At 74.8% G+C, this 21,676-nt stretch carries 23 protein-coding genes and 2 riboswitches; of the genes, 10 read left to right on the top strand and 13 right to left on the bottom strand.

Features of this window, described 5'->3' with window-relative positions; translation table 11 throughout:
- Positions 1–51 precede the first annotated feature (51 nt).
- Both JNO44_RS29245 and JNO44_RS29240 read right to left on the bottom strand, forming a co-directional pair.
- On the bottom strand, positions 52–897 hold the full coding sequence (locus JNO44_RS29245) for an enhanced serine sensitivity protein SseB (protein WP_205366751.1): 846 nt from the start codon (positions 895–897) through the stop codon (positions 52–54).
- Between the two features lie 124 nt (positions 898–1,021).
- Positions 1,022–1,825 carry an AAA family ATPase gene (locus tag JNO44_RS29240; RefSeq protein WP_205366750.1) on the bottom strand — a complete coding sequence of 268 codons (804 nt, stop codon included), beginning with the start codon at positions 1,823–1,825 and terminating at the stop codon, positions 1,022–1,024.
- Positions 1,826–2,102: 277 nt separating this feature from the next.
- Positions 2,103–2,198, top strand: a riboswitch (glycine riboswitch).
- A riboswitch (glycine riboswitch) is annotated at positions 2,199–2,316 on the top strand.
- Positions 2,317–2,349: 33 nt separating this feature from the next.
- On the opposite strand from JNO44_RS29240, the gene gcvT reads away from it, so the two are divergent.
- From gcvT to JNO44_RS29220, 4 genes are all read left to right on the top strand, one after another.
- Positions 2,350–3,468, top strand: coding sequence for a glycine cleavage system aminomethyltransferase GcvT (gene gcvT, locus JNO44_RS29235; protein ID WP_205366749.1), 1,119 nt, complete (start codon positions 2,350–2,352; stop codon positions 3,466–3,468).
- A gap of 122 nt (positions 3,469–3,590) precedes the next feature.
- The gene (gcvH, locus tag JNO44_RS29230) at positions 3,591–3,968 is read left to right on the top strand and encodes a glycine cleavage system protein GcvH (protein WP_205366748.1); all 378 of its coding nucleotides are present in this window, start codon (positions 3,591–3,593) and stop codon (positions 3,966–3,968) included.
- Positions 3,969–4,034: 66 nt separating this feature from the next.
- Positions 4,035–5,294, top strand: coding sequence for a serine hydroxymethyltransferase (gene glyA, locus JNO44_RS29225; protein ID WP_205366747.1), 1,260 nt, complete (start codon positions 4,035–4,037; stop codon positions 5,292–5,294).
- A gap of 325 nt (positions 5,295–5,619) precedes the next feature.
- A complete protein-coding gene (locus JNO44_RS29220; RefSeq protein WP_205366746.1) occupies positions 5,620–7,002 on the top strand; it encodes an L-serine ammonia-lyase in 1,383 nt (460 codons plus the stop codon).
- 270 nt (positions 7,003–7,272) lie between these two features.
- Here the strand turns inward: JNO44_RS29220 and JNO44_RS29215 are convergent, their stop codons facing one another.
- The 4 genes from JNO44_RS29215 to JNO44_RS29200 form a co-directional block, all read right to left on the bottom strand.
- The gene (locus tag JNO44_RS29215; RefSeq protein ID WP_205366745.1) at positions 7,273–7,569 is read right to left on the bottom strand and encodes a hypothetical protein; all 297 of its coding nucleotides are present in this window, start codon (positions 7,567–7,569) and stop codon (positions 7,273–7,275) included.
- A gap of 152 nt (positions 7,570–7,721) precedes the next feature.
- The gene (locus tag JNO44_RS44545; protein ID WP_205366744.1) at positions 7,722–8,486 is read right to left on the bottom strand and encodes a phosphatase PAP2 family protein; all 765 of its coding nucleotides are present in this window, start codon (positions 8,484–8,486) and stop codon (positions 7,722–7,724) included.
- Entirely contained in the window at positions 8,483–9,139 is a 657-nt protein-coding gene (locus JNO44_RS29205; protein WP_205366743.1) for a phosphatase PAP2 family protein, read from the bottom strand. Before JNO44_RS29205 ends, JNO44_RS44545 begins: the two co-directional genes overlap by 4 nt.
- 105 nt (positions 9,140–9,244) lie before the next feature.
- Positions 9,245–9,973 carry a DedA family protein gene (locus JNO44_RS29200; protein WP_235094439.1) on the bottom strand — a complete coding sequence of 243 codons (729 nt, stop codon included), beginning with the start codon at positions 9,971–9,973 and terminating at the stop codon, positions 9,245–9,247.
- A 116-nt stretch (positions 9,974–10,089) separates the two neighbouring features.
- On the opposite strand from JNO44_RS29200, the gene JNO44_RS29195 reads away from it, so the two are divergent.
- Entirely contained in the window at positions 10,090–10,527 is a 438-nt protein-coding gene (locus tag JNO44_RS29195; protein WP_205366741.1) for a BlaI/MecI/CopY family transcriptional regulator, read from the top strand.
- Positions 10,524–11,483, top strand: a complete 960-nt coding sequence (locus JNO44_RS29190) for a M56 family metallopeptidase (protein ID WP_205366740.1) — start codon at positions 10,524–10,526, stop codon at positions 11,481–11,483. The genes JNO44_RS29195 and JNO44_RS29190 overlap by 4 nt, the downstream gene beginning before the upstream one ends.
- 33 nt (positions 11,484–11,516) lie before the next feature.
- Here the strand turns inward: JNO44_RS29190 and JNO44_RS29185 are convergent, their stop codons facing one another.
- Together JNO44_RS29185 and JNO44_RS29180 are read right to left on the bottom strand one after the other, a co-directional pair.
- Positions 11,517–13,016, bottom strand: a complete 1,500-nt coding sequence (locus JNO44_RS29185) for a sensor histidine kinase (protein WP_205366739.1) — start codon at positions 13,014–13,016, stop codon at positions 11,517–11,519.
- Position 13,017: 1 nt separating this feature from the next.
- The gene (locus JNO44_RS29180) at positions 13,018–13,764 is read right to left on the bottom strand and encodes a response regulator transcription factor (protein ID WP_205366738.1); all 747 of its coding nucleotides are present in this window, start codon (positions 13,762–13,764) and stop codon (positions 13,018–13,020) included.
- Positions 13,765–14,015: 251 nt separating this feature from the next.
- On the opposite strand from JNO44_RS29180, the gene JNO44_RS29175 reads away from it, so the two are divergent.
- The 4 genes from JNO44_RS29175 (at position 14,016) to JNO44_RS29160 (ending at position 17,514) form a co-directional block, all read left to right on the top strand.
- A complete protein-coding gene (locus tag JNO44_RS29175) occupies positions 14,016–15,263 on the top strand; it encodes a glycosyltransferase (protein WP_205366737.1) in 1,248 nt (415 codons plus the stop codon).
- A gap of 216 nt (positions 15,264–15,479) precedes the next feature.
- Positions 15,480–16,034 (top strand): GH25 family lysozyme, encoded by a 555-nt coding sequence (locus JNO44_RS29170; protein WP_205366736.1) that lies wholly within the window; start codon positions 15,480–15,482, stop codon positions 16,032–16,034.
- Between the two features lie 98 nt (positions 16,035–16,132).
- On the top strand, positions 16,133–16,963 hold the full coding sequence (nadE, locus tag JNO44_RS29165) for an ammonia-dependent NAD(+) synthetase (RefSeq protein WP_073443400.1): 831 nt from the start codon (positions 16,133–16,135) through the stop codon (positions 16,961–16,963).
- Between the two features lie 182 nt (positions 16,964–17,145).
- A complete protein-coding gene (locus tag JNO44_RS29160; RefSeq protein ID WP_039632635.1) occupies positions 17,146–17,514 on the top strand; it encodes a hypothetical protein in 369 nt (122 codons plus the stop codon).
- Between the two features lie 17 nt (positions 17,515–17,531).
- Here the strand turns inward: JNO44_RS29160 and JNO44_RS29155 are convergent, their stop codons facing one another.
- From JNO44_RS29155 to JNO44_RS29135, 5 genes are all read right to left on the bottom strand, one after another.
- On the bottom strand, positions 17,532–18,410 hold the full coding sequence (locus JNO44_RS29155) for a cytochrome c biogenesis CcdA family protein (protein WP_205366735.1): 879 nt from the start codon (positions 18,408–18,410) through the stop codon (positions 17,532–17,534).
- Positions 18,407–19,180, bottom strand: coding sequence for a DsbA family protein (locus tag JNO44_RS29150; protein WP_205366734.1), 774 nt, complete (start codon positions 19,178–19,180; stop codon positions 18,407–18,409). Before JNO44_RS29150 ends, JNO44_RS29155 begins: the two co-directional genes overlap by 4 nt.
- Positions 19,181–19,244: 64 nt before the next feature.
- Positions 19,245–19,667, bottom strand: a complete 423-nt coding sequence (locus JNO44_RS29145) for a hypothetical protein (RefSeq protein ID WP_205366733.1) — start codon at positions 19,665–19,667, stop codon at positions 19,245–19,247.
- Between the two features lie 379 nt (positions 19,668–20,046).
- A complete protein-coding gene (locus tag JNO44_RS29140; RefSeq protein WP_420882699.1) occupies positions 20,047–20,586 on the bottom strand; it encodes an ATP-binding protein in 540 nt (179 codons plus the stop codon).
- Between the two features lie 275 nt (positions 20,587–20,861).
- Positions 20,862–21,629: an enoyl-CoA hydratase/isomerase family protein gene (locus tag JNO44_RS29135; RefSeq protein WP_039632643.1), complete on the bottom strand. Its 768-nt coding sequence runs from the start codon at positions 21,627–21,629 to the stop codon at positions 20,862–20,864.
- Positions 21,630–21,676 lie beyond the last annotated feature (47 nt).

Here is a 21,676-nt window from a genome sequence, read left to right as displayed (position 1 = left end):
GGTCCGTCCCTTCTCCCGGCAGGGCCTGCGCCCGCCCGTCGTTCCACCAGCTTACGAGTGGTCCCGGGTGTAGAAGGGCCGCACGCGCTCCAGCATCCAGTCGGCGACCGGGTCGCCCTGGGCGATGTCGAGCAGGACGAGCTGGACCGGCCAGGGCACCGGCACCTGGCCCAGCGCCCGCCCCAGCGCGGTCAGCACCTCGTCGCGGGCGCCGCCGTCGTGCAGCCGCTCCGGGGCGACCTCCACCTGCACCCCGACGAAGAGCGCCGGCGTGTCGCCCTCGACGCTGGCCAGCGCGCGGCGGGCGGTCAGCACGAAGCCGGCCTCGGAGAACGCCAGGCCGGCGGCGGCCAGGAAGTCCACCGGTTCGTCCTGCCAGTCCGGTTCGAAGAGCCGCACCCGGGCGCCGCCGCCCTGCGGGCCGTCCAGTTCGGTCCGTCCGGCACGACACATTTCGGCCACCGCGGGCGGCGGCAGCGGGACGCCGACGGTGCCGTCCGGGTTGACCGCGATGCCCAGCAGCGGCGGCAGCCCGCGGGCGAACTCCCGGGCGGGCGCGACGGTGTACGACATGTGCGGCCCGACGACCCGCAGGAACTCCTGCTCGGAGCTGAAGACCGGGACGTAGGCGGCGCCGCCGACCTCGACGGTCGGCAGGTCCAGGCCGGCCGTGCCGAAGCCGGCGCTCTCCGGGCCGCCGCCCTCGGGCAGCGGCACCCACACCCGGCTGCGGCCCAGCACCTCGACGATCCGGCCGCCGGCCTCGGGGTGTCCGACCGACGCGGCCAGCACCTCCTCCAGCTCGTTGGCCGGCCAGGCCAACTGCGGTATCCCCGCGTCCGGGACGTGCCCCGACACCGGACCACCGTGCTGCGGGTAATTGTCCGGATAGTTCATCTCACCCACCCATTACTGGCCGCGCTGCCCGGCCCCTGACCCTGGGGGCGGGTCCACGGGCCCGCCCGGTGGGTCAGACCCTAACGGGCCAGGGCCGCTCCGGTGGACCGGGCCCCGCCGTGATCTACCGGACGGTCCCCGAGGGCCGCTCCCCGAAGCCGGTGGCGTCCGCGGCGGGCGCACCACCGGGGCGGGCGCGGACGACCCCGGCGGGGGCGGTGAACGTGACGCGCTCCAGGACCCCGGCGGCGGACCGGTCCAGCAGCACCGCGGAGCGGAAGCCCGCGGGCAGCCGGGCCTCCTCGGCGCGGGCGACCAGCCGGCGCACCGCTCGGCGGTGTCGGGCGAAGGCGTACCGCGACACCCCGCGGCCGCGCGCCCGTTGGCCGCCCAGCGCCGTCCCGGGCGGCACGTCGAGCAGCACCAGGTGCAGGCCCCGGCCGTCGCGCCGGGCAGTCCGGGCGAGCCAACGGCGCACCCACGCCAGCGTCCCGCAGTCGTGCACCACCACGCTGCCGCCGGTGCGCAGCGCCCGGCGCAGGGCGCGATAGTGGGCGGCCCGGACCAGCGGGCGGTAGAGCGCGTACGGCAGGTGCCGCAGCCGGCCCCGCTCCCAACGCTCCCGGCTGTCCTGGGAGTCGATGCGGTACACCGGGTCGCCGCGGCCGTCGCGCGTCGGCAGCACCCGCTGCATCAGGGTGCTCTTGCCGCTGCCGGGCAGGCCGGAAACCACGATCAGGTCGCCGGGCGCGAAGCGGAGCGCGGTGCGGGGGGCGCGGGCGCCGTCGCGGAGGTCGGTGGTCCGGACCCGGTCGGGGCGGGCGGTGGGGCGCGGCCGGCGCGCCGCCCGGGGCCCGGCAGGCGCGGGCTCGGGCGCGGGCCCGGGTGCCGTCCCCGCCGTCGTCGCGTATGCCGCTTCGCTGTGCACCGTGATCGCCCCTCCCCGTCGGCTCAGGCCGGGTTCGGGACCCGACCTGCCCGCAGAGTGTCAAGAAAAGGTAATGAGCAGCAAGGCGATGGCGCCCGGCGCCACCGGATCCGGCGGTCCGGAGGCGGGTCCCGGATCCGGGCCGCGGTGTGGGTGAGCGGGAACGGGATGCCGGCCGGGGCTCCTGTATCCGGCGATCCCGTGTAATGATGTGGCCGCCACGGGCACACCGGAAGGTCACTCGTGCAACAGCCAGCCCAACTCCATACCGGCCGCTTGAATCCGCGCGGGAGAGTCCCCGGCCGCCACGGCGGGGCGCCGAAGGAGCAAGTCCTCCCTTGAATCTCTCAGGCCCCTATACCGCGCGGGCGAGGCAGATCTGAAAAGCGAGCCACTGCCTGGCTGAAGGGGCGGCTCCACCCAAGGTGCAAACCGGGCTCGTTCGCGGGCTCCCGGTGAACCTCTCAGGTTCCGATGACAGATGGGGAGACCGTCTTGTCACCCATGCCTGGGAGCCCGGAACGATGACTGAAGCCCCCCGCCGTACTGCGCTGGATGCCACGCACCGCGCGCTCGGCGCGACCATGACCGACTTCGCCGGCTGGGACATGCCGCTGCGCTACAGCAGCGAACGCGAGGAGCATGTCGCGGTCCGCACCCGTGCCGGCCTGTTCGACCTCTCCCACATGGGCGAGATCACCGTCACCGGTCCGCAGGCCGGCGCACTGCTGGACTACGCGCTGGTCGGCAACATCGGCGCCCTGAAGGTCGGGCGGGCCCGCTACACGATGATCTGCGCCACCGACGGCGGGATCCTCGACGACCTGATCGTCTACCGCCTCGACGAGCGGGAGTTCATGGTCGTCGCCAACGCCTCCAACGCCCAGGTGGTGCTGGACGCGCTGGCCGCGCGACAGGCGGGCTTCGACGCCGCGGTCCGCGACGACCGGGACGCCTACGCGCTGATCGCGGTGCAGGGACCCGAGTCCCCCGGCATCCTCAAAAAGATCACGGACGCCGACCTGGACGGGCTGAAGTACTACGCCGGCCTGCCCGGCACGGTCGCCGGCGTGCAGGCGCTGATCGCCCGGACCGGCTACACCGGCGAGGACGGCTTCGAGCTGTTCGTCCGGCCGGCCGACGCGGTCGCGGTGTGGGAGGCGCTGACCGAGGCGGGCCGGGACGTCGGACTGGTCCCGTGCGGACTGTCCTGCCGCGACACCCTGCGCCTGGAGGCGGGGATGCCGCTGTACGGGCACGAGCTGACGACCGCGCTCACCCCCTTCGACGCGGGCCTGGGCCGGGTCGTGAAGTTCGAGAAGGAGGGCGACTTCGTCGGGCGCGCGGCGCTTGAGGCGGCCGCGGAGCGCGCCGAGCAGAACCCGCCGCGCAAGCTGGTGGGTCTGGTCGCCGGGGGGCGCCGGGTGCCGCGCGCCGGCTACCCGGTCGTCGCCGCCGACGGCACGGTGATCGGCGAGGTCACCTCGGGGGCGCCCTCCCCGACCCTCGGCAAGCCGATCGCCATGGCCTACGTCGACGCCGGGTACGCCACACCGGGCGCGGAGGGCGTCCGGGTGGACATCCGAGGCACGCACGAGCCGTACGAGGTCGTCGCGCTGCCCTTCTACAAGCGGCAGAAGTAGCCGACGGCGCCGGCGAGTCCGCGGTGCCCGTCGCGGACCTGCGCTGTTGCGTCCGGCACGACGTGTCTCACTGGGCAAGACCCCATTCACGATCACACCCCCGCGTACAGGAGAATCGAGCCATGGACAACCCCCAGCAGCTGCGCTACAGCAAGGAGCACGAGTGGCTGTCGGACGCCGAGGGCGGCGTCTCGACGGTCGGCATCACCGAGCACGCGGCGAACGCGCTCGGCGACGTCGTCTTCGTGCAGCTCCCCGAGGTCGGGGCCACCGTCACCGCGGGCGAGTCCTGCGGCGAGCTGGAGTCGACCAAGTCGGTCAGTGACCTCTACTCGCCCGTGGACGGCGAGATCACCGAGGTCAACGAAGAGGTCGCCAACGACCCCTCGCTGGTGAACTCCGCCCCGTTCGAGGGCGGTTGGCTGTTCAAGGTGAAGATCAGCGGCGAGCCGGAGGACCTGCTCACGGCCGACGAGTACACCGCCTTCGCCGCCGGCTGACCCTCCCGCCACCGCACGGGCGGGGCCGCGGCGCCCCGCCCGCTCCCCCTCTCTCCAGGAAGTCCCATGTCGCTTCTGAACAGCTCCCTGCACGAGCTCGACCCCGACGTCGCCGCCGCCGTCGACGCCGAGTTGCACCGTCAGCAGTCCACCCTCGAAATGATCGCGTCGGAGAACTTCGCCCCGGTCGCCGTCATGGAGGCCCAGGGCTCGGTCCTGACCAACAAGTACGCCGAGGGCTACCCGGGCCGCCGCTACTACGGCGGCTGTGAGCACGTCGACGTCGTCGAGCAGATCGCCATCGACCGGATCAAGGCGCTCTTCGGCGCCGAGGCCGCCAACGTCCAGCCGCACTCCGGCGCGCAGGCCAACGCCGCCGCGATGTTCGCGCTGATCAAGCCGGGCGACACCATCCTGGGTCTGAACCTCGCCCACGGTGGGCACCTGACCCACGGCATGAAGATCAACTTCTCCGGCAAGCTCTACAACGTGGTGCCCTACCACGTCGACGAGAAGACCAACCTGGTCGACATGGAGGAGGTCGAGCGCCTCGCCAAGGAGCACCGCCCCAAGCTGATCGTCGCCGGCTGGTCCGCCTACCCGCGCCAGCTCGACTTCGCCGCCTTCCGCCGGATCGCGGACGAGGTCGGCGCGTACCTGATGGTCGACATGGCTCACTTCGCCGGCCTGGTGGCCGCGGGGCTGCACCCCTCCCCCGTGCCGCACGCCCACGTCGTGACCACCACCACGCACAAGACGCTGGGCGGCCCCCGCGGCGGTGTGATCCTCTCCACCGCCGAGCTGGCCAAGAAGATCAACTCCGCGGTCTTCCCCGGTCAGCAGGGCGGTCCGCTGGAGCACGTGATCGCCGCCAAGGCGGTGTCCTTCAAGGTCGCCGCGTCGGAGGAGTTCAAGGAGCGCCAGCAGCGCACCCTGGAGGGCGCCAGGATCCTGGCCGAGCGCCTGATCCAGGACGACGTCAAGGAGCACGGCGTCTCGGTGCTCTCCGGCGGCACCGACGTCCACCTCGTCCTGGTCGACCTGCGGGACTCGGCCCTCGACGGCCAGCAGGCCGAGGACCGCCTCCACGAGGTCGGCATCACCGTCAACCGCAACGCCATCCCGAACGACCCGCGGCCCCCGATGGTCACCTCCGGCCTGCGGATCGGCACCCCGGCCCTGGCCACCCGCGGCTTCCAGGCCGAGGACTTCCGCGAGGTCGCCGACATCATCGCCGAGGCGCTCAAGCCCAGCTACGACCGCGAGGCGCTCACGGCTCGGGTCACCGCCCTGGCGGAGAAGTACCCGCTGTACCCGTCGCTGTGACGGGCCGGTCGCCGGGGCGCCACGGCCCCCGGTGACCAGCGGCGGCGGACCGGTCCGCCGGCCCGCCGCCGCCCCGACGAGCCCCGGCCCGACCGGCGGCCGCACCGCCTTTCCCCCGCCCCGGACACCCTCCGCGCGCACCGGCGCCCTCCGTCCGGCTCCGTCCGGATCCGTCCGGCTTCATCTCCCCTTCCCCCGCCCGCCGCCTCCCATCCGGCGGCAATCCCCCGCGAGCGGGTTACGCTCGACAGTCGGGCCGGAAACACCCCGTCCTGCCCCGATGTGCTCCACCATCCACCACGAGCAGACAAGGGAGTCAGCCCCCGTGGCCATCTCCGTCTTCGACCTCTTCTCCATCGGCATCGGCCCGTCCAGCTCCCACACCGTCGGCCCCATGCGCGCCGCCCGGATGTTCGCCGGTCGGCTCAAGAAGGACGGTCTGCTCGCCCAGACGGTCTCCGTACGCGCCGAGCTCTTCGGCTCGCTGGGCGCCACCGGCCACGGCCACGGCACCCCCAAGGCCGTGCTGCTCGGCCTGGAGGGGCACTCGCCGCGCTCCGTCAACGTCGAGACCGCCGACGACGAGGTGACCCGCATCCGCACCAGCGGCCGGCTGCGCCTCCTCGGCGCCGAGATAGGCGCCGCGCACGAGATCGACTTCGACGAGTCCACCCAGCTGATCCTGCACCGCCGCCGGTCCCTGCCGTACCACGCCAACGGCATGACCCTCTTCGCCTACGACGCGGCGGGCGCCCCCCTCCTGGAGAAGACCTACTACTCGGTGGGCGGCGGCTTCGTCGTCGACGAGGACGCGGTCGGCGAGGACCGGATCAAGCTCGACGACACCGTCCTGACGCACCCCTTCCGCACCGGCGACGAGCTGCTGCGGCTCTCCCGGGAGACCGGCCTGTCGATCTCCGCCCTGATGCTGGAGAACGAGAAGGCGTGGCGCACGGAGGACGAGATCCGCACCGGCCTGCTGGAGATCTGGCAGGTCATGCAGGGCTGCGTCACCCGCGGCATGTCCCGCGAGGGCATCCTCCCCGGCGGCCTGAAGGTCCGCCGCCGCGCCGCCAACGCCGCCCGCGCGCTGCGCGCCGAGGGCGACGCACCGGCCCGCGCCATGGAGTGGGTCACCCTCTACGCCATGGCCGTCAACGAGGAGAACGCCGCCGGCGGCCGGGTGGTGACCGCCCCCACCAACGGCGCGGCCGGCATCATCCCCGCCGTCCTGCACTACTACGTCAACTTCGTCCCGGGCGCCGACGAGGACGGCGTGGTCCGCTTCCTGCTCGCGGCCGGCGCCATCGGCATGCTCTTCAAGGAGAACGCCTCGATCTCCGGCGCCGAGGTCGGCTGCCAGGGCGAGGTCGGCTCCGCCTGCTCGATGGCCGCCGGCGGCCTCGCCGAGGTCCTCGGCGGCAGCCCCGAGCAGGTCGAGAACGCCGCCGAGATCGGCATGGAGCACAACCTCGGCCTGACCTGCGACCCGGTCGGCGGCCTCGTCCAGATCCCGTGCATCGAGCGCAACGGCATGGCCGCAGTGAAGGCCGTCACCGCCGCCCGGATGTCGCTGCGCGGCGACGGCCGCCACCACGTCTCCCTCGACAAGGTCATCAAGACCATGAAGGAGACCGGCGCCGATATGAGCGTCAAGTACAAGGAGACCGCCCGCGGCGGCCTCGCGGTGAACATCATCGAGTGCTGATCCCCGCACCCCACGCGCCACGCCCCGGGCGCCGCCGAGACCTCGTCCCGGCGGCGCCCGGGGCGGTTTTCGTGGGCCGGAGCCGGTGCGCGGTCGACGACCGGTGCTAGGGCGCTTCTGACGGATCTCCGTGGAAGAAGGAGCGGCGCCTGGTGCGTGCGATCGCAAGGCGCCGGGATGTCTTCATAGCGGAGCTATGGGGACATCCCGGCAACGCAGCGAGCGGGCGTGCCAGGCGCCGCGACGCCGCGGAGATCCGTCAGAAGCGCCCTAGCGGCCTATCTCCCAGGCGAACGGCGGGAGTTCGCTGGCCCGGAAGTAGATGTCCAGGGCCCGGGCGGTGGGGACGAACGGGTGGACGCGGGCGCCGTCGAGGCCGGGGAGGCGGCGTGCGCAGTGCTGGACGCAGCCGGCCGTCTCCCGACCGTGGCGGTCGATGAGGGTGGCGGCGTCGGGCGGGCCGTCGCACGGGGTGGGGTCGGCGGCCGCGGCGGCGGGGCAGCGGCGGCGGGCGGCGGCCGGGAGGGTCGGGCGGGTGGTGGGCGGGGCGCTCGTCGGCTGGTTCATTGCGGTCCCCCTGGTGCTGCGTCGGTACGGGTGCGGACGCGGCGCCGGTGGCGGTCGGGCGCGACAGGCGCCACCGGTGCCCAGGACAGTGGTGCTCGCCGCGGTGGGGGTCCATGCGGCCTTGGCGAAGACCTGGGGCGTTCGTCAGCGAATCATGGCCAAGCGCTGGGGGGAGGTCCCACCGCGGCCGGTGGACGCGGACCGGGGACGGCCAGGGGGTCGAGGAGCAGGGCGAGCGAGAGCAGGGCGGCGGCCAGCAGCCAGCCGGCCAGAACGTCGCCGGCCCAGTGGACGCCCAGGTAGACGCGGGTGAGGCCGACGCCGACGGCCCACAGGGCGAGCAGGGCGCACCAGGGGCGGCCGGTGCCGGGGCGGGTGCGGTGCAGGACGCCCCAGGCCAGGAGGCCGGCGGCCAGGGCGGAGGTGGTGGCGTGGCCGGAGGGGAAGGAGTGGCCGGAAGCCTGGGCGGCCCAGTCGGCGAGCGGCGGGCGGGGCCGGGCGAGCAGGGCCATCAGGCCGTAGCGGATGGCCTGACCGGCGGCGAGGACGAGCACTGCGCAGGCCGCCGCGCGGATCCGGCCGGGGGTGTCGCGGCCGGCCAGGAGGCCGGCGAGGAGCGCCATCAGATAGGGCATGACGCCGGTGCCGGTGGTGGTCAGGGCGCCGGCCAGGGGGCGCAGCGGCTCCCCGCGGTGGGCGGTGGACCAGTGGAGGGCGGCTCGTTCGGGGGCGAGCGGGGCGCCGTGCCGCACGGCCACGGTGACGGCCGCGGCGGCGAAGAGGGCGGCGCACAGGGTCGCGGTGGCGACCAGGCGGCTCGGGGGCGCACCGAGGCGCGGGCCGCGGCCGGGGGCCGGGCGCGCGCCGTCGCGTCGAGGACCGGGGACCGGTGCCGACGGCGCCCCCGAGGGCGTCACCGCGCGGCGACCAGCGGGCGCAGCGGGGTCTCCCGAAGGCGCTCGACGAGCGGTGCGGCGCGGCGGGCGAGCGGCATGAGGACCGCGGCGACCAGGGTGCCGACGACCAGGCCGACCACGACGTCGTGCGGGTAGTGGGCGCCGACCCAGACCCGGGAGGCGCCCATCAGGAGCGCGGCCGGGACCGCGATGGCACCGAGCCGACGGTCCAGCAGGAGCAGGGCGATGGCCGCGGAGGCGGCGATCGCCGAGTGGTTGCTGGGGAAGGACCAGTCGCCGAGGCCGGGGCACGGCTCGACGGTGACGACATGGAGGGTCTGGCAGGGGCGCTGCTCGTGGAAGAAGCTCTTGACCACGTCGTTGGCCACGTAGGCCAGGACCACGATGACCGGGACGGCCAGCGCCATCGCCATCGTCACGGGGGCCGCGTGCCGCCCCTCCCCCGGGGTCAGTCGGCGGCGGGTGCTGCCGCCGAGCCGCTGTCGGGCGCGCCACCAGCCGGCCAGCATCAGCAGCGCGAACACCCCCAGTCCGAGGTCGGTCCAGTAGGAGACCAGGGAATTGAGGAAGTTCGGCATCTGCTGGGCGAAGCCGGTCACAGAGGTGTACAGGCCGCCGTCGATCGAGGCTCCGCCGAAGGCGAGGTCGGTCACTGGGCTTTTCTCCTTGGCGGATCGGTGTGCGGTGCATGGGCTGGTGCCGGGCGGCCGTGGTGGTGCGCCGGCCGCCGGTGTGCACCAGCAAGTGTGCCGGGTCGTTCAGGGTGCCGGTGGCGCGGTGGCGTGATCCGTCCCATCGGTGGGCGCCGATTCCGGCCCGCCGGACCCGCTCCGCTTGCGGGAACGGAGCACTTCCAGGGCGATCGGGGCCAGCGAGACCAGGATCACCAGGCCGACCACCGGGAGCAGGTACCGGTCGACGTTGGGCACCGAGGCGCCCAGGGCGTAACCGGCGAGGGTGAGACCGAGGGTCCAGATCAGGCCACCGGTGGCCTGCCAGAGGGTGAAGGTGCGGCCGGGCACGTTCAGGGCGCCGGCGAGCGGGTTGAGCACGGTGCGGACGACGGGCACGAAGCGGGCCAGCACGATCGCCTTGGCGTGGCCGTAGCGCGCCAGGTACTCCTCGGCGCGGGCGGCGCCCTCCTGGAGCTTGCGGGAACGGCCCCGGGCGAGCAGCGCGCGACCGCCGCGCCGGCCGATCCAGTAGCCGGTCTGGGAGCCGATGAGGGTGCCGACGACCGCGGCCAGCAGGACCTGGGGCAGCGAGAGGTGGACGGCGCCGCCGACGCCGGGCGCGCACAGCAGGCCGGCGGTGAACAGCAGGGAGTCGCCGGGCAGGAAGAAGCCGACCAGGAGGCCGGTCTCGGCGAACAGGACGACGGCGACGCCGAGCGCGCCGAAGGCGGCGAGCAGCGAGCCGGCGTCGAGGACGTTGACCGCCTGGGTGACGGTGCCGCTGAGGTGCAGTGCCGCGGACGCTACGGCCATGTCGGTGGCCCCTCCCATAATGGGGTTCCGGGTCCGCCCAGCGGGCCGACCCGACCGTCTACAGCCCAGTAGACGGTCTACGGAACTGTAGACGAAGGAATGGTGGAGGGCGTTCCATGTCGGAGACATCACCCGCGGCTCGTCGCCCGGCCGGCGAGCTGGAGGCGAGCGTGCTGGCGGCCCTGTGGGCGGCCGACGGACCGCTGACCCCTGCCGAGGTGCAGAGCGAACTGGGCGGCCGGCTCGCCCGGACGACCGTCACCACCATCCTCAGCCGGCTGCACGACAAGGGCGCGGTGTCCCGCTCCCGGGCCGGCCGCGGCTTCGCCTACTCGCCGATACACGACTCCGCCGGCCTGACCGCCCGACGGATGCGCAGCGAGCTGGACAAACAGGACGACCGCACCACCGCGCTCGCCCGCTTCGTCTCGGAGCTGACCAGCGAGGACGAGCAACTGCTCCGCTCGCTGCTGGACGAGGCGGACCCGGCGGGCACCCAGGGGGCGGCGGGCACGGTCGACGGCCGGCACCCCGGGTCCGGGACCACGCCATGATCTTCGCCGTCTGGCTCCCGCTGGTGATGCCGCTGCTGGCGGTGCCGACCGCCCGCCGGCTCGCCGCGTCGCTGCCGCCGCGCGCCGCGGCCTGGCTGCTGGCGGGCTGCGCCGCCGCGCTGGCCGCCTGCACGGCCGCGGCCCTGGGGCTGCTCACGGTCGCCGGGGCGCTGCGGCTGCCGCCGGTCGCCGCCTTCGGCCACCTGGAGCGGGCGCTGCCGGGCGGCGACGCGGTGGTGGCCGTCCCGGCCGCCCCGGTCGCCGGGGCGCTGCTGGCCTGCTGCGCGTTCGCGGTCGCCCGCCGCGCCCTGCGGCACCGCGCCGAGCTGCGCGCCGCCCGGCGCGCCGCCGACGCCCACGGCCTCGCCGGCGACCTGTGCGTCCTGCCGGAGGCGGCGCCCGACGCCTACGCCCTCCCGGGCCGGCCGGGCCGGGTGGTGGTCACCGCGGGGATGCTGCGGGCGCTGCCGCCCGCCGAGCGCGAGGCCCTGTTCGCCCACGAGCGTGCCCACCTCGCGGGCCGCCACCACCTCTTCCTGCTGGCCGCCGAGCTGGCCGCGGTCTGCCACCCGCTGCTGCGCGAGCTGCGGTCCCCGCTGGCGTACGCGCTGGAGCGCTGGGCCGACGAGTCCGCCGCCGCCCGGGTGGGCGACCGGCAGGTCACCGCCCGGGCCATCGGCCGCGCGGCGCTGGCCGCCCGCACGCACGCCGCGGCGCCCCGCCCGAGCGCCGCGCCGGCCGCCACGACCGGCCCGGTCCCCCGCCGGGTCGCCGCCCTGCTGGGCTCCGACCGCGCGGCGGACCGCCCGCGCGGCCGGTCCCTGCCGGGTGGCCGCCGGCTGATAGCCGCCGCCCTGCTGGCCTGCGTCACCTTCTCCGCGGCGGGCGCGGTGGACGCCGCGGCCGACCTCCACCAGACCGTGGAGACGGCCCAGGGGGAGCAGCCGGGCCGCTAGGGCGGGTCGCGCTCCTCGGGGCACCGGCGGGTGTCATACCGCCCCGCCGGCGTCCTCGGCCGTTCCGTGGGGCGGCCGGGCCGGGTCGTCGTCGCCCACCGTGAAGCCCAGCCGGGCACCGCCGCCGGGGCGGGCGGCGGCGAAGGCCCGGCCGCCGTGCGCCACCGCGACCTCCCGCACGATGGCCAGGCCCAGCCCGGAGCCGGGCAGGCCGCGGGCGGCCGGGGCGCGGTAGAAGCGGTCGAAGACCCGGGTGAGGTCGCAGTCGGCGATGCCCGGGCCGCGGTCGAGGACCTCGACGCGGGCGCCGGTGACCACGACCTCGATGGGCGCGGTGCCGTCGGCGTCGAACTTCGCGGCGTTCTCCAGGAGGTTGCCGACCGCCCGCTGCAGGGCGGCCGGGCGGCCCTCGACCACCGCCGGGCGGGCGGCGCGCACGATGATCTCGCGCCCGGTGCGGCGGCGGGCCGCGGCCGCCGCGCGGTCGGCGACCTCGGCCAGCCGGACGTCCGACGGCGGGTCGTCGTCGCGCTGCCCGGCCGCCAGCGCGACCAGTTCGTTGACCAGGTCGGTCAGTTCGCGGGCCTCGCCGGCCAGGTCGGCGAGCAGTTCCTCGCGGGCGTCCGGCGGCAGCTCCTCGAAGCGCTTGAGCAGCGAGATGTTGGTGCGCAGCGAGGTCAGCGGGGTGCGCAGCTCGTGCCCGGCGTCCTGGACGAGCCGCTGCTGGTCGCGCACCGCGGTGGTCAGCCGGCCCAGCATGTCGTCGAAGGCCCGGCCGAGCCGGGCCACCTCGTCCCGGCCGGCGACCGGCACCACGACGTCCACCCGGCCGTGCGCGGCGACGCTCTCGGCGGCCGTGGTCAACCGGACCAGCCGCCCGGTGATCCGGCGCGCCAGCCACCAGCCGACGGCGCCGGCCAGCGCGATCACCGCGGCGGCCAGCAGCACGGTGCGCTGCTGGAGCGCGGAGAGCAGGTCCTCGGTGCCGCTGAGCTTCCGGGCGACCTGGACGGCGCCGCGCCCGCCGCCGAGCGCCACGGTGGCCATGTGGTACTCCGCGTCGCCGAGGACGACCACCCGCTCCTCGTAGCCTCCGGCGTCCCGCCGGGCGGCCACCCGCCGTTCGCGGTCCCCGGCCGGCAGCGCGGGGTGCCCGGCCCCGACGATCCGCCCGCCGGCGGCCAGGACCTGGACGTCGGTGCGGGTGGCGCCGGCCAGTTCGTCTCGCGGCCCACCGGGGTCGGGGACGGCGGTGTAGTCGCCCGGGGAGTACGGACGCTCCCGCACCTGGGCCCGCAGGTCCCGGACGACCTCGGTGAAGACCGACTTCTCGTCCAGCCGCACCAGCCGGGCGGCCGAGTCGTAGCTGAGGAAGCCGACCAGGACGGTCACCCCGGCGGCGCCGGCGGCGAAGGCCAGCGCGAAGGAGGTGCGCAGACTGGCCGGTGTACGGGCGCACAGCCGGGCCGGCAGCCACCGTGCGGCCCACCGGGCCACCGGCAGCCGGGCGAGCAGGCCACGGCGCCCGGGCACGTCAGTCCTCCCGGAGGACGTAACCGACGCCGCGCACCGTGTGGATCAGCGGCCGGCTGCCCGGCACGTCGACCTTCCGCCGCAGATAGCCGACGTAGACCGCGAGGTTCTTGGAGCCGGGTCCGAAGTCGTAGCCCCATATCCGGTCGTAGATCGTCGAGTGGTCCAGGACGATGCCGGCGTTGCGGACCAGCAGCTCCAGCAGCTCGAACTCGGTGCGGGTCAGCTCCAGCTCGCGCCCGCCCCGCCAGGCGCGCCGGGAGGGGCCGTCGATCCGCAGGTCGGCCGCCTCGACCACGCCGCTCTCCGCCGCCCGGGCGTCGTATCCCTCACCGGGCTCGCCCGGCGAGGCGCCGTCGGCGCCGGCCCGCGCCGGTGGCTCCGCGGTGCGCCGCAGCAGCGCCCGGATCCGGGCGAAGACCTCCTCGACCTCGAAGGGCTTGACGACGTAGTCGTCGGCCCCGGCGTCCAGGCCGGCGATCCGGTCGGCGGTCTCGACCCGGGCGGTCAGCATCAGGACCGGGGTGCGGTCCTGTTCGGCGCGCAGCACCTGGCAGACCTGGAGGCCGTCGATCCCCGGCATCATCACATCGAGCAGGATCACGTCCGGCCGCTCGCGGTGGGCGGCGGCCAGCGCCTGGATGCCGTCGGCGACGGCGGTGACCCGGTACCCCTCCAGGGTCAGGGCGCGCTCCAGCGCGGTGCGGATGGGGCGGTCGTCCTCGGCGAGCAGCACGGAGTGGGTCACCCGGCAAGTCTGCCAAGGGCCCCTGTGAGGACCGACGGGCGGTCGGGCCGCCGGGCGGTTTCTTACCGCTCTCTCACCCGGGACACGCCCGGGGCTTACCCGGTCCCGCCACGGTGGCCGGTGCCGGACGGGCCACCCGCGGGGACCGGCCGCGGGACCGGCCCGGCCGGTCACCCGCACGGCCCGGCGCCCCGGGTACGGCCCCCCCCGGGCGCGACCCCCGGAAACAGCGCACCACCGGAAGACGGCGCATGAAGATCACGCTCCTGCTGCACAACGCGTATGCCGTCGGCGCCACCCTGCGCGGCACGCTCGCGCTCGCCGCCGCGCTCGCCGATCACCACGACGTGGAGCTGGTCTCGATGCTGCGGCACCGGGAGGTCCCGCGGTGCGCGGTGGACCCCCGGGTGCGGCTGGTGCCGCTGGTGGACACCCGGGTGGGCAGCGACGACATGGCGCACCCGCTGTTCGGCGAGCCGGCGGCGGACGTCCCGATCGCCGACCGGCACCACCACCAGTACAGCCTGCTGACCGATCTGCGGGCCGCGGAGTTCCTGCGCGGCTGCGACGCGGACGTGGTCATCGGAACCCGCAGCGGCGTCAATGTCTACCTGGCCCGCTTCGGCCCCCGGCAGGCCCTGCGGATCGCCCAGGAGCCGCTGCGGTACGACACGCACAGCGGCCTGCTGCGGGCCGAACTCGCCCGCCCCTACCGGGCGTTGGACGCACTGGTGGCCACCACCGAGGCGGAGGCGGCCCGTTGGCGGGCGGGGCTGCCGCTGCCCGGGGTGCGGGTGCTGGCGGTGCCGGCCGTCGTCCCCGCGCCGGACGCCGACACCGACGCCGACGCGGACGCGGACGCGGACGCGGACGGCCGCACGCGGATCATCGTGGCGGCCGGCCGGCTGGTCCCCGGCGAGCGCTTCGACCTCCTGCTGGCGGCGTTCTCCGCGGTCTGCGCCAAGGACCCCGACTGGCGGCTGCGGATCCACGGCGAGGGCCCGGAGCGCGCCCGGCTGCGGAACCTGATCGACGGCCTGGGGCTGGCCGGCCGGGCCGAGCTGGCCGGGCCGCGGACGCCGGACGGGGCGGAGTTCGCCGGGGCCTCGATCGCCGCCTCCGCCTCGGACACCGAGGCGTCCGGTCCGGCCCTGGTCGAGGCGATGCGGCGCGGCGTCCCGGTCGTCGGCACCGGCCGGCCGCCGGGCCCCACCGAGCTGATCCAGGGCGGCGGGGGCGGACTGCTGGTGCCGTGCGACGACGGGCGGGCGCTGGCCGGTGCGCTGCTGGACCTGGTCGGGGACCCGGAGCACCGTCGGGCGATGGGCGCCGCCGCGCGGGAGAGCGCCCGCCGGCACGGACCGGAGCCGCTCGCCGAGCGCTACCGGGTGCTCGTCGAGGAGCTGCGGGCCACCCGCCGTTCCCGGTCCGTGCGCCGGGCGCTGGGCCTGGCCCGGTCCCGGGCGCGGACGCTGCCCCGGCGGGCCGGGCGGGCCTGAAACGGCCGGCCGCGGGCGGGCCGACGGCCGCAACCCCACCCGCACCACCCGCCCCATGCGCGTCGCGCGTTACTCAACTCGCCTATTCCATAGGGAACTTCGGCGCGGCGATCTGGCGTCTCCGATCGTGAACATGCTGAACTGCTGAGGGGGCGGCAGCCGCTTCGAGCAGATGACGCTTCGCATTCCGCAAGTCCGACGGGCAGGAGGCCGCTCATGCTGCACGGCGTAGATGTCAGCTCCTACAACACCGGATATTCCGCCAAGGGATTGGACTTCGTTCTCATCAAGGCCACCGAGGGCCGTTCCTATGTGAACCCGCACCAGTCGGCACAGGCGGCGCGGGCCCGGGAGGCGGGTGCCGTGGTCGGCTTCTACCACTTCCTGTGGCCGGGGAACATCGCCGCCCAGGCCCGCTATTTCGTGGAGAAATGCGCGTCGGTCCAGGGTGACCTCCTGGCCGCCGACTGGGAGACCACCGGCTCCGGCACCTACGCCAGCAACGCCCAGAAGGACCAGTTCCTGCTGGAGGTCAAGAAACTGCGGCCCACCCACCGCGTGCTGCTCTACTGCAACCGCGATTTCTGGCTGAACCGCGACACCACGTCGTATGCCGCGGACGGACTGTGGATCGCCGACTACGTCACCGCCGGGCATCCGCGGATCAAGGCGAAATGGCGGCTCCACCAGTACACCGATTCGCCGCTGGACAAGAACGTCGCGGCATTCGACAGCAAGGCCGAGCTCAAGAAGTGGGCGCATCCCGCATAAAATTCTCCGGCAGTATCCGGACACGCCTGGCGGACACTCCGCGTGACACGATCGCGCGGCGGGCGAACAGTGCGTGACGAAACGCAGAAGGAGCACCCGTGACGGACCCGGCGGCCAAGGCCCTGCAGCAGGAGATAGCCCGCGAACTCCAGGTGCCCGCGGAATTCGACGCCGCGCACGAGATCGAGCGCCGGGTGTCCTTCCTCACAGCACAGCTGACGTCGACGGGTCTGCGCTCCCTGGTGCTGGGCATCAGCGGCGGGGTCGACTCGACGACCGCGGGCCGGCTCTGCCAGCTCGCCGTGGAGCGGGCCCGCGCCGAGGGCCACGAGGCGACCTTCTACGCGATGCGGCTGCCCTACGGCGAGCAGGCGGACGAGAAGGACGCACAGCGGGCGGTGGAGTTCCTGCGCGCCGACCGCCTGCTGACCGTCGACGTCCGCCCGGCCAGCGACGCGGCGCTGGCCGCTGCCGTGGCCGGCGGCGTGACCTTCCGGGACGCCCACCACCAGGACTTCGTCCACGGCAACATCAAGGCCCGCCAGCGCATGATCGCGCAGTACGCGGTGGCCGGTGCCGAGCACGGGCTGGTCGTGGGCACCGACCACGCCGCCGAGGCGGTCTCCGGCTTCTTCACCAAGTTCGGCGACGGCGCGGCCGACGTGGTCCCGCTGACCGGGCTGACCAAGCGCCGGGTGCGCGCCGTGGCGCAGGCGCTGGGCGCCCCGGCCGAGCTGGTCCACAAGGTCCCGACGGCCGACCTGGAGACCCTCGACCCGGGCAAGCCCGACGAGGACGCGCTCGGCGTCAGCTACGACCAGATCGACGACTTCCTGGAGGGCCGGCCCGTCGAGGAGGCCGCCTTCGAGGCGATCGCCCGGCGCTACCGCCTCACCGCCCACAAGCGGGCGCTGCCGATCGCGCCCTGAGACGGGCGGGGGCGCGGCCGTCCGCGGGCGCGCCCCGGCACGCATTGGTCATGCTCCGGCCAGGGAGCGGTCACCGGACCGGTGCTAAAACGTGGGCCTGCGCGGGCATGCATGCCGCCATGGGAAGCCACGAAGTGCGATCGGAAGATCAACTGTCAGTGGGGCCGCCTACTCTCCACGACATGGGAGACGCCCGCCTGCACGAACTCCAGACCGCGCTGACCACTGCCTCCGACCTCGCCTCCGCGCTCCGCGCCGCGCCGACCCGGCGGGACGCCGACCAGCTCGTCGACGTCCTCCGCCAGGCGCTGACCGCCGCCAGCTCGCTGGGCGACCGGACCACCGGCCCGACAGGCTGTGCCCTGCACCCCAACGGTGCGGTGGACCCCCTGCACGGCGACCCGGAAGACCCGCTTCCGCCGGGCTACGGCAAATGCCTGCTGTGCAACGACCGCCGGCGCCGGGCGGACGCGCACCATCCGCACGTCCGCCCGTACGCCCGCCCGCGCCCCCGGCCGCACCCGGACTGGCACCGCCGGCTGAGCGCGTAGGCCCACTCGGCCCGGTCCTAGGGCGCGTCCGAGCCCTCGGGCCCGGCGCCCGGGCGTTCCTCCGCGGCGTCCCGCTTCCGGGCCGGCCGCAGCGCGATCCGGCCCAGCACCGCGGCGACGACCAGCGCGACCACCGCGAGCAGCAGCGCGTCGGGGACGCCGTTGCCCAGGCGGGCCGCCCACTCCTCCAGCCGGGCCTCGGTGTCCGCGTCCAGGATCCCGGGCAGCGCGCTGGTGCCGTTGAAGCGCAGGAAGAGCACGCCGATGGCGATGAAGAAGAGGCCGGAGATCAGCGACGTGGTGTGCAGCCGCAGCCGGCCGAGGGTGAGTTCGCGACCGCGCAGCCAGCCGCGGGTGCCGAGCCGGAAGCGGTCCCACAGCAGGGCCAGCAGGAACAGCGGCAGCGCCATGCCCAGCGCGTAGACGGCGAGCATCGAGGCGCCGTAGACCGGGGAGCCGCTGACCGCGGTCACGGTCAGCACCGCGCCGAGGATCGGCCCGGCGCAGAAGCCGGCCAGGCCGTAGACGCAGCCGAGCAGGAACGTGGAGAGCGCGGTGCGCGGGGTGATCCTGGCGGCGGCGGCCTGGGCGCGCCGGGAGGCGAAGCCCAGGCCGAGGATCTGCGCCAGGCCGAGCGCGATCACGACCCAGCCGCCTATCGCGATCAGCAGGTCGCGGTGGCCGTTGAAGAGCCGGCTGGCGGCCGTGCTGGCGGCGCCCAGCGGCACCAGCGTCGTGGCCAGCCCGAGGTAGAAGACCCCGGTGCGGGCCAGCAGCCGGCCGGGGCTGGCCAGCGAGTAGGCGAAGAACGCCGGGAGCAGCAGGGCGCTGCACGGGCTGATCAGCGCCAGCGCGCCGCCCAGGAACGCGGCGAGGTATCCGATGTCGGCGGTCACTTCCCGGCCCCCGCGCCGCCGTGCTTGCCGGCCGCCGCGGCGGCCTGCTCGATGGCCTGCTCGAAGACCGCGGTCTCCTGCGCGCCGGCGATCGGGCGGCCGTTGACCAGGAAGGACGGGGTGGACTGCACGCCGAGCTGGTAGCCCTCGTCCTGGTCCTTCTTCAGGGCCGCCGCGGCGTCCGGGCCGTTGAGGTCGGTGCGGAACTTCTCCAGGTCCGGCACGCCGGCGGTGCGGGCCATCTCGACCAGCTTGTCCTCGGCGAGCGCGTCGCCCTTGCGGGTCTTGGCGTAGAGCTCGTCGTGCAGCTGCCAGAACTTCCCCTGCCGGCCGGCCGCCCAGGACGCCCGGGCGGCGCGCTCGGAGTCGGCGCCGAAGACGGGGAAGTTGCGGAACTCGATGCGCAGGGTGCCGGCGTCGACGAACTTCTTGACCAGCGCCGGCTGGGTCTCACGGGTGAAGCGGCCGCAGAACGAGCACTGGTAGTCGGCGTACTCGACGAGGACGACCGGGGCGTCCGGCTTGCCGACGGCGAGCGGGTCGCCGGCGGTGCGGCGGCTGGTGCGGGTGGCCAGCTCGTCGTACAGCTTCTGCTGGTCGGCGTTCTCCTGGGGTGCGGTGGAGGCGGCGCCGGGGGAGGCGGCCGGGGTGTCCCGGCCGTTCTCGACGGCCTTGCCGACCGCGATGGCGATGGCGATCACCGCCACCACGAGCGCGAGGACCGCGCCGACGGCGGCGAATTTGCGGGCAGGGGAAGCGGAAGCGGGCATGCGAAAGCTCCTGACGTACGGAGGGGTGTGGGACACGAGGCAGCCGGGGTGGTGGCCGGGCGGCCTATATCCGCAGTACGGGCAGGAGCGCGGTGTGGTCCGGGGTGGGCGCGGCGCCGGTGGGCGGGCGGGACAGGGCGAAACAGTGCGGCAGGTCGGCGGCGAGCGGCCCGGGGGCGGTGACGTCCGGGGCGAGCGGCTCGGCGCGGTGCGGGGCGGGCAGCGGGGCGGCCTCGCCGGGGCTCGGCGCATGGCGGCCGGAGCAGTTCTTGGCGGTGTCGGCCACCGCGATGGGGGCGGTGGCGGCGGGGTGCGCGGCGAACGTGGCGGCCGGCTCCGCGGGAGCGCCCCGCCAGAACTCGGCCACGGCCGCCGCACGACCGGCGAGCCATGCCTGGTCGCCGCCGATCCTGCAGAGCAGCGGGCCGAAGGTGACCGCGAGGAGGAGCAGCAGGGTCAGCGTCGCCGAGCGGCGCAGCCGGTGCATGGTCCCTCCCCTGTCGCCGTCGGTCCGTGTCGTTCGGAACATCCCATCCTACGGATTGCCGGCGCAGGGGCGACCGCGGTGGCCGAGCTCACCTCCGGAGCACCCCCTCCGCCAATGGCGGTATATCCAGTCATTTCCGCTTTGCGGCCTTTGGTCGACGGCGGGCCGGCCTGCCATAGTCGTCCGCGGCGACCCTCCCCCTGCCCTGCGGCGTGGGAGGTGCTCCCGGCCGACGGCGGGGACCGGTCGCCGCCGGTCGCGCGGGCCTCCCCTTCCGCCCGCGGACGGCCGGGCACTGGGGCTCACCCCGCGGCATCCCGCGGGAGGGCCCCAGTCCCGTCCTCGGGGCCGGTACGCGAGGCGGCGGGCGCGGCCGCGGTCAACGGTCGGTGACCCGGACCTCGAACCAGGTCGTCTTGCCGCGCGGCAGCAGGTCCACGCCCCAGCGGTCCGAGAGCTTGTCGACGAGGAAGAGCCCCCGGCCGCTGACGTCCATCGGCTGGACCGGCATCAGGCACGGCAGGCCGCGCGAGGGGTCGCGCACCTCCACCCGGATCCAGCCACGGCGGCGCAGTATCCGCAGCCCGAACGTCCGGGCGCCGGTGTGCCGCACGGCGTTGCCGACCAACTCCGAGACCAGCAGCACGGAGTGCTCGGCGAGCTGCGGCGAGAGGGACCACTGCTTGAGGAGGATGGCGGCGGTGAGCCGGCGCGCGGTGCGCGCGGACTGCGGGCGGGAGGGCAGCCTGACCTCGCCCAGGGTCGGGTCGCCGACCAGGTCGAGTCCGGCCGGCACCGCGGCGGCAGGCGCCGGTTCCGTGGGAGCCGAGGGCGCTTCCCCGTCCGCGCCGGGGGTCCCCCAGCGCGCGGCCGGACCGCTCCGCGGCCGCGGCTGCTCCATTCCATCGAGGCCCGCCATGCCCTCCATGATGGCCGTTCGGCGCCGGCTTGGGGGGCGGAACCTTCGGAATCCATTGTCCGGAATCAGGGCCTCCACGCCCCTCCTCGGACATATGCCAACGGCAGCCGGAAGGTGGCGTTACCGTGCTGACCTGCGGCAACTACCCATGGGGGACGGGGCGATGGGGGTTGCCGATAAGGCCCCATTAAGGCGCAACGGAGTTTTCCGCAATTCGCCCACACGAGGCATGCTGTACCGGCCAAACCCCATACGCCCCGCCAACACCATGAACCTCAGAGGAACTTGGCCTTGCCGGGCCCTTCCTCGACGAAGCTGCGCATCCCGATCTCCCGGTCCTCGGTCGCGAACAGCCCCGCGAACCAGTTGCGTTCGATCGTCAACCCGGTGTCGATGTCGGTTTCCAGACCGGCGTCGACGGATTCCTTGGCGGCCCGCAGCGCCAGCGCCGGCCCGGACGCCAGCCGCGCCGCCCAGGCGTGCGCCTGCGCGTAGACCTCGTCGGCGGGGACCACGCGGTCCACCAGGCCGATGGCCAGCGCCTCGTCGGCCTTGACGTGGCGGCCGGTGAAGATCAGGTCCTTGGCCTTGGACGGGCCGACCAGCCGGGCCAGCCGCTGGGTGCCGCCGGCGCCCGGGATCAGGCCGAGCAGGATCTCCGGCTGGCCCAGCTTGGCGTTCTCCGCGGCGATCCGGAAGTCGGCGCAGAGCGCCAGTTCGCAGCCGCCGCCGAGGGCGTAGCCGGTGACCGCGGCGACCACCGGCTTGGGGAGCCGGGCCACCGCGGTGAAGGAGTCCTGCAGGGCCTTGGACCGGACGACCATGGCGGCGTGGTCCATGGCCTGCATTTCCTTGATGTCCGCGCCGGCCGCGAACACCTTCTCGCCGCCCCACAGGACGACGGCGCGGACGTCGTCGCGGCGGCCGGCCTCCTCGGCCAGTTCGCGGAGCCGGTCCTGGGTGGCGACGTCCAGGGCGTTCATCGGCGGGCGGTCCAGGCGGATGGTGCCGACGCCGTCGGCGACCTCAAGATGCACAGTCATGCGGGCAGGTTAGTACGCGTTAACGCAGCGCGCCGCCCCGCCCCGAC

Origin of the sequence: Streptomyces noursei, assembly GCF_016917755.1 — a bacterium.
GTDB classification, from domain to species: Bacteria; Actinomycetota; Actinomycetes; order Streptomycetales; family Streptomycetaceae; genus Streptomyces; species Streptomyces yunnanensis.
Note: the sequence above shows the minus strand (reverse complement) of the source record. Positions and strands in the feature narration are given on the sequence as shown.